The 12,627-nt window shown below is 63.6% G+C and carries 6 protein-coding genes; 3 read left to right on the forward strand and 3 right to left on the reverse strand.

The features are described 5' to 3' along the window. Nucleotides 1-580 precede the first annotated feature (580 nt). Entirely contained in the window at nt 581-3,712 is a 3,132-nt protein-coding gene (locus OXT71_14980; GenBank protein ID MDE2927697.1) for a hypothetical protein, read from the forward strand. A gap of 252 nt (nt 3,713-3,964) precedes the next feature. On the opposite strand, the gene OXT71_14985 is transcribed toward OXT71_14980, so the two are convergent. Together OXT71_14985 and OXT71_14990 are read right to left on the reverse strand one after the other, a co-directional pair. Then, nucleotides 3,965-5,080 carry a DUF6065 family protein gene (locus OXT71_14985; GenBank protein MDE2927698.1) on the reverse strand — a complete coding sequence of 372 codons (1,116 nt, stop codon included), beginning with the start codon at nt 5,078-5,080 and terminating at the stop codon, nt 3,965-3,967. Continuing rightward, a complete protein-coding gene (locus OXT71_14990; protein ID MDE2927699.1) occupies nt 5,077-5,871 on the reverse strand; it encodes a hypothetical protein in 795 nt (264 codons plus the stop codon). Before OXT71_14990 ends, OXT71_14985 begins: the two co-directional genes overlap by 4 nt. Between OXT71_14990 and OXT71_14995 the strand changes: the two genes are divergently transcribed. Then, nucleotides 5,864-7,234, forward strand: a complete 1,371-nt coding sequence (locus OXT71_14995) for an IS1634 family transposase (GenBank protein ID MDE2927700.1) — start codon at nt 5,864-5,866, stop codon at nt 7,232-7,234. The two genes, OXT71_14990 and OXT71_14995, sit on opposite strands and share 8 nt — an antisense overlap. A gap of 27 nt (nt 7,235-7,261) precedes the next feature. After that, a complete protein-coding gene (locus tag OXT71_15000; GenBank protein MDE2927701.1) occupies nt 7,262-7,549 on the forward strand; it encodes a hypothetical protein in 288 nt (95 codons plus the stop codon). A 253-nt stretch (nt 7,550-7,802) separates the two neighbouring features. Here the strand turns inward: OXT71_15000 and OXT71_15005 are convergent, their stop codons facing one another. After that, the gene (locus OXT71_15005; protein MDE2927702.1) at nt 7,803-12,509 is read right to left on the reverse strand and encodes a M66 family metalloprotease; all 4,707 of its coding nucleotides are present in this window, start codon (nt 12,507-12,509) and stop codon (nt 7,803-7,805) included. Between the last annotated feature and the right edge of the window lie 118 nt (nt 12,510-12,627).

The raw sequence follows: 12,627 nt of genomic DNA on the forward strand, positions 1-12,627 counted from the left end.
GAATTGCAAGCGACCGGCACTTGCTGGTATACGGCCGCATCCCCTGACGGGACCGATCTGAGCCACGCCGGGAGCCTCAGGCGGTGACGGGAAGCGGAAAGACCCGGGCGTGCCATGCCTCTTAGGACGGAAGTTTGAAGCGGCCGACTCTCAACTGCCCCAGATTCTGAATGAGCGTATCGAACACCCGGGTGCGGGGCTTGATCTTAATGGGAATAGACTGTCGCCTTCTTGATTCATTGCGTTTCGGTAAGCAAAACGGGAGTCTTCAGGACACACACCGGGGAGGCCAAATTAGATACGCATAATATACTTTATCGTAGTCTAAGACACGGCCCTGAAGGCCTGATTCTGCGGGGAACACCATAGCAAAGTGTCCCCTCGGTACAGGTCCGGGAACCGCCGTCGCTTCTCCGATGGATGTTGTCAACGGGCTCCGGTTGCCTGTGCAGTCCCACCGGCAAGTGGTTCCCGATTCTGGTCCCCGAGGCGTCCAGCTGTTATTCTCCAACGCGCCTCAGACAGGGGCGCGCTTGGACCACACCATGCTCACTCGCATTGAGCTACCGAAGGGGCCCGTTTGATCCATTCCCTGCTGCGTCCCTTATCGGCTTCCTTTTTTGCTTGGTGGCTGCTTTTCGTCCTTTCACCGACGCAGACTGGCGGCCCCCCATCAGAGAACGTCCGCCGGTCGGCAGAGGACTCGATCACCCGCCAGACACAGGACCCGGCAGAGACGATCCTGTACTTTCCCGACTACGTGGACGGTGGGGGCTGGTCGGTGCAGCTGGTGCTGAGCAACGTCGACCCGGTCGCCGCCGAGGTCCGGGTGGAAGTCTATGATCCCGAAGGACAACCGGTCCTGGATCTGTTCGATTCCGAATTGACGTTGGAGGTCCCGACTCTGGGCAGCCGGGTGTTGAGGAGCTCGGGCGCGGGGGCGATTCGCCGCGGCTGGATCCAGGTCCGCGCCGGTACGGACTCGGTCAGTGGACTCTTGACCTACCGGCACGCCCAGTCGGGGATCGAAGTCGGCGTCCAGCCCGTCGAGTTGGGCTCGCAGTTCGCGTTGTTCGTGGAGGAATCGCCGACAGTCGGCGCGGGCGTCGCCGTCTTCAAGCCGGACGTCCCGCCTCGCCTCGAGCTTCGCATTCGCGACGGGGAGGGAAACGATCCGCTGGAGGGGGAGGTCGTTTCCTGGGGTGATTTCCACCAGTCGGCCCGCACGCTCCCGGAATGGTTCGCCGTTGAAGGAATCGATCCGGGATTCCTGGATGACTTTCGCGGACTGTTGTTCCTGGAGACCGGGGACGAGTCCCCGTTCGCCCCGCTCGGGCTGCGGTTCGGCAAGAGGACCGCCTCGCTCTCGGCGGTGCCGGCGATCCGGACCCAAAGCGATAAACCTCAAGAGACGAGCCTGATCTTCCCCGACTACGTGGACGGTGGGGGATGGTCGGTGCAGCTGGTGCTGAGCAACGTGGATCCCGCCGCCGCAGCCGAGGTCCGGGTGGAAGTCTACGATCCCGAAGGACAACCGGTCCTGGATCTGTTCGACTCTGAATTGACGTTGGAGATCCCGGCGCTGGGCAGCCGTGTCTTGAGAAGCACCGGCTCCGGAGCCATTCGGCGGGGTTGGATCCAGGTCGAGGCCGATGCGGGGACGATCAGTGGACTCCTGACCTACCGGCATGCCCGGTCGGGGGTCGAAGTCGGCGTCGAGGCTGCCCAGTTGGGGAAGCAATTCGCTCTGTTCGTGGAGGTATCGGGAACCGTCGGAGCAGGACTGGCCCTTTTCAAACCAGATGCCGAATCCAGGATCGAATTGCGTCTGCGCGACGAGGAGGGAGACGATCCGTTGAACGGATTGTTCCTCCCCTGGAAAGACTTCCACCAAGGGGCTCGCACGCTCCCGGAATGGTTCGACGTGCCCGGAGTGGATGCGGAATTTCTGAGGGACTATCGGGGTCTTCTGTTCCTGCGAACGGAGGACGAATCGGGGTTTGCACCACTCGGGCTGCGATTCGGCAAGGGAACCTCTTCTCTCTCGGCGGTGCCGGCGATCCAAATTCCGGACGGAGGGGGGATCGAGGGCGGCCAAGCGCCGCCCCCGACGGTGAAATTGTCAGCGTCGCCGGCGTCGATCGAGCGGGGCCAGAGCACGACGCTGACCTGGTCGTCGACGAGCGCGGAGAGCGCGGAGATCGACCCGGACGTCGGAGCGGTGCCGACTTCGGGCACGCGGAAGGTTTCTCCAAACACCACCACGACCTACCGCATCACGGTGACGGGAGTAAACGGACAGACGGTCACGGCGTCGGTCACGGTTACGGTGTCCGTTTCCGAGCGGGCGGTGCTGATGGCGTTGTACCAATTCACCGGCGGACCCGATTGGTTTAAAAGCACGAACTGGGGAAGCAGCCGGCCACTCAGGTATTGGCGTGGGGTCATCGTCGATGACGACGGGCGCGTGACGGGGCTAAGTCTCGGGGGGAACGGCCTCACGGGGCCGATCCCGTCCGAAGAACTCGGAAACCTCTCCAACCTGGAATGGCTGAATCTCGAAAACAATGACTTGGCGGGGGCGATCCCACCGGAACTCGGAAATCTCTCCAATCTGGAAGCTCTAATTCTCGGCAACAATCGGCTGACAGGCCGGATCCCACCGGAACTCGGAAATCTTTCCAACCTGAAAAGGCTGGATCTCCGCCAAAACCGTCTAGCAGGCCCGATCCCTCCCGAACTCGGAAACCTCTCCAACCTGGAATGGCTAGATCTCAGCAACAACTGGTTGGCTGGCCCCCTGCCCCTGTCCCTGATCGAGCTCAAGGCAATGGAGGTCTTTCGAGCGGGCGAGACCGGGCTGTGTGCTCCGCTCGACGCGGAATTCCAAGTGTGGCTCGATGGGATGGCCGATGCTTCTGTGTGGAATTGTGGGGAGGTACGAGACCTAATGCTGTCCGGCACGGTGTGGCATTCGCCGGACGTGATCACGCCCGCTGACCCGTCGGCGCTGGACAGCGTGCGGTACGTCGGACGTGGAACGCGGGGGTTCTTCGATCCGTTCGTGAAGGAGTGGCGGAATGACCTTCGCCTCTACCTGTTTCGCGCACGCTTCGGGCAGCACGTGATGGAGGTGCAGGCGCACCCGCGTTATGGGTCCGTAGCTTCCGCCCGTGCCGCCGCCGAGGCGCTCACCCCTCCGTTGGGGCGGATACCGTACGCGCTTCTCGCCGGAGGCAGTGAGTTTGAAATAAGCCCAACGGAAACCGGCGGAGCGGGGGGCACTGGCTGCCACGGTGGCATTTTCCACCTCAATGGCCATGCGAGTGACCTACTGACGGGGGGATTCATTGAGGAAGTACTGCTCCACGAAGGGGCGCACGCTTCTTTGGACGACTGCAATTGGCCAAGACGGCGCACGATCCCCCGGCATAGCGGCTCGGCCGGGTGGCTGGCGGCACAGAAGGCCGACGGGAAGTTCATCTCAGAGTACGCACGGGCCCATCCGACCCGCGAGGACGTGGCCGAATCGATCTGGGGTTGGTTCGTGGTGCGATGCGTTCCCGACCGGGTGGCGCCGTGGGTCGTGGAAGCCATCAAGGCACGCATCCCCCATCGGTTGGCGTATTTTGACTCGCAGGATTTCGATATGTCACCCTACTCCTGCACCACCCCCGCGGCAATCCAGGGAGAGTTCCCCCCGAGCGACTGAGAGCACCCGGCAGGTGAGATTCGCCTCGGTCGGGTTGTCCAGCAGGAGATCGTCCGACAGCAAGACGACGGCGCCACTCTTGAGTTGCGGACCAGTCAGGGAGATCTTCTGGCAAGTGACGGGTCGATTACATCCGACGTAGTCTGCACTCTCCCCCCGGAAGCCCCATTTTCGATGTCCTTGCGGGAGGGGTGTTCTTGAAAACAGTCTCCTGTAGTTTCGAAAGAAGTTCGCTCAGCGCTTTTGTCCGCATCAGGCCGGACCCCACCAACAGATCAGTGTGTAGCGTTCCTTGTCCGCCGGCTCGACCTCATGCGGCGTATGCCCGCCCGGCCAAGCCACCATCTTGCCCTGTTTCGGCCGAATTCGTAGGTCGTACTGCGGGAACAGGGTATCGCCGCTATCCAGGGTCTTGAGGTAGATAACAGATGCCCATCGACGGTTCGGGAACTCGTTCCGCCCGCCCACGTCGATGTGCACCGGCATCGACTCGCCCGGACCCCACTTGACGACATGAGGGTTGCTGATCTTGACAGGAAGGTGGGTCGCGGCCTCGATTGCGTCACCGATGTCGTCGAGGGCATCGGCGACGTCTGGCCAGCTGTCCAGATCCGGCCACCAGAGATCCACATTGTCGCGCCATTTAGAGTCGGACGGGGTGAACTCTGAGATCAGCCTCTCGCAGACAGCGGGGGCCAGCCACCGGCGCGCGGTCAGGACATCGCGCCAAGGTCCCTCGCGGCGGATCGATGTCTTTCGCTTCGCCATTTGCCGCCACTGGAGGTTCCCCGGATCGCCAGCGGCGTTAAGCTGAGTTCGCACAGCTCCGAGGCGGGTTTGTCGAACGCGAGCGGCTTCGTCTGGAATCTCTTCAGCAGTTTCGGGGGCACCGCGCCATGCGATCACTTCCCGTACGGAGCCGATCACGCTGCCTTCGGGTATCAGGTGACGTCCCGGCTGGAGGAGCCTTAGCGTCGGAAACCACGGATACCAGAGCTTCGACGAATCGATCCAAGCGTCCATCATGCGCCAGGGTCCAATCTCGGCGTTTGGGACGGGTCCGAGCAGTAACGCACGGTCTCGAGGGGTTCTCCAGATCCACGGCTGGCCGAAGGTGATTGATCCGAGGCCGAACTTCGGGCTGGCTGGCCCGCTGTGAACGACGACATCGTTCTGCTCCGGTCCCCCATTCCACTCGGCGTCAATCGCCGCGTCGAGGACGATGGACTGAACGCTGCGGTTGGCGTCAAGCAGCGGGTCGCACCGGTAGGCGTGAGAACTTAGCCAGCCACGCGAAGGTTTGCCCGGCTCGAGATGCCAGCCAGGATCCTGTTTCTGGTCCGTTATCGGAAAGAGAGTGATGCTCAACGCCACCAGTCCTTGTTGATAGGATAGCCTACAGCAGTTCCGCAGTAGGCATGATAGGCATCTCGGTCTGGAGACCGCCAGAAATAGCGCTTCGCCCGCGCGGCCTGCCAGTCCGACGAAGTATCTCTCCTGAGAAGCCTGGGACGGTCCTTCCAGTAGCGAGTCGCTCCGTTGCCTGTCTGTGTGGGTGGTTCAGCGGTGCGGAGGATGTCTCCCTGCGGATGCCAGATTGAGTACCCGGCCTCGTAGATGGCAACCGTCCACCATGGCTCTTCGGTCGTGTAGCAGACCCAGTGTGGCCACGGCACGCGCTCGAACACAGAGCCGGGAAAGAATGCGAAGGCCATGGAGAGCCGCCGGGCGGGGACCGGACGATCTTCCTCCGGAAATCGCTGCCACGTCGTAATATACGGTGCACGTAAGTACCGGCACGGCTCCTGCTCAGGGAATACCTCGAAGACGGAGCCGCCGATCTCACCGTTCCGGTCGGGGAATGGCGAGGCCTCCCACGGAGGAATCATCGGCGAGGACGAAAGAAGTGCTGGCTTCTCAGAAATCTTAGATCCCCATTGCTGCTGGGCGATGCATTTCTCGTCCCAACCTGGGCAGGCCCAGGTGTGGGCATCCACCGAAAGGCCCCACCGCTCACCGCGCCACATCGACCATCCGATCCGACGCGCAGCGACTACGCCACGGGCTTCCTCCGGATGCTGATGGAACAGATCGACATCGTGCATTGCTGCCAACTCGTCGACGATATCCTGATTGTCGTCGTGTAGGATCATGTACATCGACACCGTCCCCAACCGAAACTCCCGCCCCGCCATCCTCCTGCGGGAGGGCTGGCGCGAAGGTAAACGCGTCCGAAAACGCGCCATCGCCAACCTCACCAACTGGCCTCCGGAAAAAATCAAGGGTCTCCGGCTCGTCCTCAAGAACGTCCCCGTGGTGCATCCGGACGAGCTCTTCGTCATCGAACGCTCCCTCCCCCATGGCCATGTCGAAGTCGTGCTCCAGGCCATCCGACGCCTCCGGCTCTCCTCTCTGATCGATCCCAAGCCCTCTCGGCAGCGCAACCTGGACCTGGCCCTGATCGTTCAGCGCTTGCTGCAGCCCGCCTCCAAGCTCGCCACGACCCGGCTCTGGCACACCACCACCCTGGCCTCGGAACTCTCCCTGGAGGACGCTGATTCCGACGACCTGTATGAGGCCATGGACTGGTTGCTTCAACGCCAAGGGCGTATCGAGAAGAAGCTGGCCCACCGGCACTTGGCCGAAAGGGACCACGTCCTTTACGACCTTTCCAGCAGCTACTACGAGGGCCAGACCTCTTCGCTGGTGCGCTACGGCCACAGCCGCGACGGCAAGCGGGGCCGGCCCATCATCGTCTACGGGGTGATGGCGGATCGGGCGGGCTGTCCGGTGGCCGTGCAAGCCTATCCGGGCAACACGGGGGATCCGGTCACGGTGCCCGACCAGGTGGAGACCTTGCGCCAGCGCTTCGGGTTCAAGCGAGCGGTGCTGGTGGGAGACCGGGGCCTGTTGACCGAGACCCGGATCCGGGATCTGAAGCGGCATCCGGCGATCCGCCAACTGGTGGAGACTCAAGCGGTTCAGCTCTCGCTCTTTGACGAACGTCACTTGGCGGAGATCCGCGCCCGAGCCTATCCGGGGGAACGGCTTGTGGTCTGCCACAACCCGATGCTGGCGGAGTATCGGCGGCGCAAGCGGGAGGATCTGTTGGCGGCCACGGAAGAAAAGTTGGCCAAGATCGCCCGGGAGGTGGCGCGGCGGACGAAGACTCCGTTGCTGGCGCCTCAGATCGCCGAGAAGGTGGGTCGCATCAAGAACCGGTACAAGGTGGCCAAGCACTTCGAACTGGAGATCGAAGACGGGCGCTTCAAGTACTCGCGGCGGACCGTAGCCATCACCCGCGAAGCGCAACTGGACGGCTTTTACATCTTGCGCACCAGCGAACCCGATGATCGGTTGCCGACGGCCGAGGTGGTGCGCAACTACAAGAACCTGACGAACGTCGAGCGGGCCTTCCGCTCTCTGAAGACGGTGGACTTGCAGATCCGCCCGATCCGACACCGGACGGAGACGCGGATCCGGTCGCATCTGTTCCTGTGTCTGCTGTCTTATTACGTGTAGTGGCATCTGCGCCGGGCGCTGGCCCCGTTGTTGTTCGACGACGAGGACCTGGAGGCGCACCGAGCGCGACGGGACCCGGTGCTGGCGGCGCAGCCGTCGGAGTCGGCCAAGAGGAAAAAGACGAAGCGGCGAACGGAGGACGGGTTGCCGATCCAGAGCTTCGCCACACTGATGGCGGAGCTGGGGACGCGCGCCCGTCATCGATGCCGGACGGCCTCGGACCCGGAGGGTCCGACCCTGCAACGGCTGACGGAACCGACCCTGCTGCAACAGCGGGCGATGGAACTGGTCAAAGCGTTCCCAGTGACGAAATAGGCCGTTTCGTGACTTATCCTTTTGGAATCAAGGAGTTATCTTGTCTCACCGTCTGGAACTTCGGAATAGAGGACAGCTTGGGAGTCGCTCCGTCCAACGAATTCTACCGAGCTTGCATGCCCCTTGAACAATGTGCAGAGACGGGCCTCGCCTTGGCCCATATTTGAACTTGGGCCTGTTGTCCACGCCGGAACCAGCCGCGGCGCAGACCGTCACCGACCACGGAATGATGGTCGCCTGACCGGCCGATCCTTCACGGACCCCACGCTGCGGCGTCGGGGATCCCGCGGCTGAAGAGCACATCGAGACTCCCGGCGCCTGCTTGAGAGACGAGCGCCGACACGCCCGCCTGAGGCAGGTCGCGCAGGATACCTCTCACCTGCCGGGTGCCCGGATCGACCAGGATGTACAGGGGGATATCGGTGTCGCTGTCGAGCCTCACCGACCCGCCGGGACCGGAGAGCGTGATGCTGGCCAGGCGGACCGCCCAGCCGGGCTCAACCGGGAGGACGAAGGCGAACGAGGATCTTCCATCACCGTCGGCCACCTCGGGCATGGTGAAGCCGACGGAAAAAAGCTCGTCGCCGCTCTCGCTCCGCCCGGTGATCCGGTGCTCACCGGTGGTCCTGGGCAGCGCGGCTGGGGCATCGATGACAAAGGATGGGTGGAGGAAGAGTTGGCCCTTCGCATCCATCCCGCCCCATAGGAGGAGGGACGTTGCTTCTTGAGCGATCAGGCTGGCCGGCCGGGGCGGGCTCTCGTCTTGAGCGATCAGGCTCGCCGCCGGGGGCGGTCCCTCGTCGACGAGGCGAAAGCGGAGCGCGTTGGTGAAATGATAGTCGCTGATCCCAGCCGGCTCGCAGTAGGACATCAGGTCGGGCCTGAATGGCGTCGCCAATGCGCCCCCATAGCGGAAGTCGTAACCCCAGGCGCCAGTCGATCCGTCCGGGTAGGGAAACGCCGGGTCCGGTCCTGCTGCGCCCCCGCAAGGAGCATGATACAGGCTCAAGTTGTGGCCGAGTTCGTGCGCTATGGTAAACGAGTTTAGCCTCGAAATGAACACCCGTCCGGAGGGTTTTGCCTCTCCTGCCCGGCCTACCCGGCCCGGCCTCGACATCGTGCCCATGTAGTGGCCGCTCCCGCCCTCCATGGCCCGAATCGCTTCCGTCTCACCCAGTAGCGAGTAAAACTCGTCGGGCGAAGTCGAGGTCATCACGGGAGCGTGGGCCGTCACTTCGAGGTCTCCGATCGGCAGCAGTGTGCGGGTCTTGTGCAGCAGCTCGTGGCCCTCCGGATCCGCCTCCATAGCCTCGGCTATTTCCACGGCCGCCCGGTGGGGGTTGTCCCTCCAGAGGAAGGGAATCACCGTCAGGTGGAGCGTGGGCATCTCCCGCACATCGACCGCCATGCGGCCCGTGTCCGGGATCCGGCTTGCCGTCACGAGACCGGGATCCAGCGTTCCTTCCGGGTCGATCTCGACGACCATCTCAAGACCCGGACGTATGATCTCGCCGGGGATCTCGGCGTTGGACGATCGTGACAGATCTCCCTCGTAAACCTCGGTCGGGAGGGACGCAGTACGCGCCGGAACGTCGGCCACATGGATCTGGGTTCCATCCAAGTAGAACCGGGCTCGAACGGGAGGGATGGCCACCGTTGTAGACCTCATAGCGGTCACGAACACCCGGAGCAGCGCCTTCTCTCCGGCGATCAGCGGAACCGGATACTCTCGTGACTGCACCGCTTGGACGAGGTATGCGAAGGCCGCGCTCTCACTCACACAAGTCGCAACGCGTAGCCGGTCGATGCCTACGAGCCAATCCTGGAACCCGGGATCCGAGGGTGCGCAAAGATCCGTTCCGATGATCCATAGCGTTTCGAGCCGGTCAAGACCAGTCATTTCGGTTGGAAGGATCCCCACCAGGCCGGAGTTCCCCGATAGGTTCAGCTCCGTCAGGCTGGTGAGGTCGCCGACCTCAGGCGGGAGCGGTCCCGTGAGATGGTTCCCTTCGAGCCACAGTGTCGTCAGGAGCGTGAGGTCGCCGAGTTCGGGCGGGATCGGACCCGTGAGTTCGTTCTCTTTTAGCCCCAGCTCCGTCAGGCTGCTGAGGTTGCCGAGTTCGGGCGAGATCGGCCCCGTGAGAGCGTTCTGCTTGAGATTCAGGATCTCCAGGCTGGTGAGGTCGCCGAGTTCGGGCGGGAGCGGTCCCGTGAAGCCGTTGTTGCCGAGATTCAGCTCACTCAGGCTGGTGAGGTTGCCGAGCTCGGCAGGGAGCGGTCCGGTCAGGCCATTGCCACGCAGATGCAACTCCGTCACGCGCCCGTCATCATCGACGGTGATCCCATACCATTCCCCGAGCGGCCGGCTGGTCCCCCAGTTCGTGCTGTCAAACCAATCGGGTCCGCCGGTGGATTGGTAAAGCGCCGTCAACGCGTCCCGCTGGATCAGCGCGTCCTGCTGGGAGTCCACCACTGTGACCGTTGCGGATGCCGTCCGTGTCTGGCCGCCGGCGCCACGCACCGTGATGTGGTACGTCGTCGTGGTGCGCGGCGACACTTTTCGCGAGCCCGCTGCCGGGACCGCTCCAAGATCCGGCGTGATCTCCACGCTCTCCGCATGGGTCGAGTCCCACGTCAGCGTGGCCTTTTCCCCCCAATCGATGAAACTCGGCGTAACCGACAGCATCAGCGCCGGGGGAGGAGCTTGGCCCCTGCCGATACCCTTTATGTGCAGGATCCGGCGCTGACCCCACGCTGCGGCGTCGGGGATCCCGCGGCTGAAGAGCACATCGAGACGGTCGGCGCCTGCTGGAGAGACGAGCGCCGACACGCCCGCCTGAGGCAGGTCGCGCAGGATGCCTCTCACCTGCCGGGTGCCCGGATCGACCAGGATGTACAGAGGGACATTGGTGTCGCTGTGGAGCCTCACCGACCCGCCGGGCCCGGAGAGCGTGATGCTGGCCAGGCGGACCGCCCAGCCGGGCTCGACCGGGAGGACGAAGGCGAACGACGAGCTCCCGTCACCGTCGGCCACCTCGGGCATGGTGAAGCCGACAGAAAAGAGTTCGTCGCCGCTCCCGCTCCGCCCGGTGATCCGGTGCTCACCGGGGGCCCTGGGCAGCGCGGAGGGGGCATCGACGACGAACGATGGATTGAGGAAAGGTCGGCCCTCCGCATCCATCCCGCCCCACAGGAGGAGGGACTTTGCTTCTTGAGCGATCAGGCTCGCCGCCTGGGGCAGCCCCTCGTCCAAGAGGCGAAAGCGGAGCGCGTTGGCGAAGTGATAGTCGCTGATCCCCGACGGCTCGCAATAGGACATCACGTCCGGCCTGCCTGGCGTCGTCAATGCGCCCCCATAGCGGAAGTCGTAACCCCAGGCGCCGGTCGATCCGTCCGGGGAGGGAAACGCCGGGTCCGGCCCCCCTGCGCCCCCGCACGGCGCATGAGACAGGCTCAAGTTGTGGCCGAGTTCGTGAGCGATGGTCGCCGGGTACAGTGTCGAGATGAACACCCATCCGGGCTTGTCCGCCGCTCCTGTCGGCCCTACCTGACCCGGGCGCGACATCGTTCCCATGTAGTGGCCGCTGCCGCCCTCCATGGCCCGAATCGCTTCCGTCTGACCGAATAGCGAGAAAAAGTCGTCGTACGAAGTCGAAGTCATCACGGGAGCGTGGGCCGTCACTTCTAGGTCTCCGATCGGCAGCAACGTACGGGTCTTCCACAATAGCTCGTGGCCCTCCGGATCCGCCTCCATAGCCTCGGCTGTTTCCACGACCCCCCGATGGGGGTCGTCGCTCCAGAGGAAGGGAATCACCGTCAGGTGCAGCACGGGCATCTCCCGCACATCGATCGCCATGCGGCCCGTGTCCGGGATCCGACTTGCCGTCACGAGATTGGGATCCAGCGTTCCTTCCGGGTCGATCTCGACCACCATCTCAAGACCCGGACGTATGATCTCACCGGGGATCTCGGCGTTGGACGATCGTGACAGATCTCCCTCGTAAACCTCGGTCGGGACGGACGCCGTACCCGCCGGAATGTCGGTCACATGGACCTCGGTTCCGTCCACGTAGAACCAGGCTCGAACGGGAGGGATGCCCGTCGTCATTGGTCTCCGGGCGGTGACGAAAACCCGGAGCAGCGCCTTCTCTCCGGCGACCAGCGGAACGGGATACTCTCGTGACTGCACTGCCTGGACGAGGTATGCGAAGGTCGGGCTGTCAGTCACACAAGAAGCAACCCGCCGCCGGTCGATGCCTACGAGCCAATCCTGGAAGCCGGGATCCGAGGGTGCGCAAAGATCCGTTCTGACGGCCAATAGCGTTTCGAGCCGGTCAAGACCAGTTAATTCGGTTGGAAGGATCCCCGCCAGGCCGGAGTTCCCCGAGAGGTTCAGCTCCGTCAGCCTGGTGAGGTCGCCGAGTTCGGGCGGGATCGGCCCCTTGAAATCGTTCTCTTCGAGCCGCAGTATCGCCAGGCTGGTGAGGTCGCCGAGCTCTGGCGGGAGCGGCCCCGTGAGATGGTTCCCTTCGAGCCCCAGTGTCGTCAGACTCGTAAGGTTGCCGAGCTCTGGCGGGAGCGGCCCCGTGAGACCGTTAGCGCCGAGATTCAGTTCCCGCAGGCTGGTGAGGTTGCCGAGCTCTGGCGGGAGCGGTCCTATTAGGCCGTTCTGCGGGAGAATCAGCTCCCTCAGATTCGTGAGGTTGCCGAGCTCGGCCGGGATCGGCCCGGTCAGACCATTTCTGTAGAGATCCAAATCCGTCACGCGTCCGTCGTCATCGACGGTGACCCCATGCCATTCCCTGAGGGGCCGGCTGGTCCCCCAATTCCTGCTGTCGAACCAATCGGGTCCGCCGGTGGATTGGTACAACGCCGTCAGCGCGTCCTGCTGGGAGGCCACCACTCTGGCCACTCTGACCGTAACGGATGCCGTCCGCGTCTGCCCATCCGCTTCCGTCACCGTGATTCGATAGGTCGTGGTGGAGTTCGGCGCAACCTTCCGCGTGCCCGAAGTCGGCACCGCCCCGATGTCCGGTTCGATCTTGGCGCTCTCCGCACTCGTCGACGACCAGGTCAGC

It is taken from the genome of Acidobacteriota bacterium, assembly GCA_028874215.1.
Lineage (GTDB): Bacteria > Acidobacteriota > UBA6911 > RPQK01 > JAJDTT01 > JAJDTT01.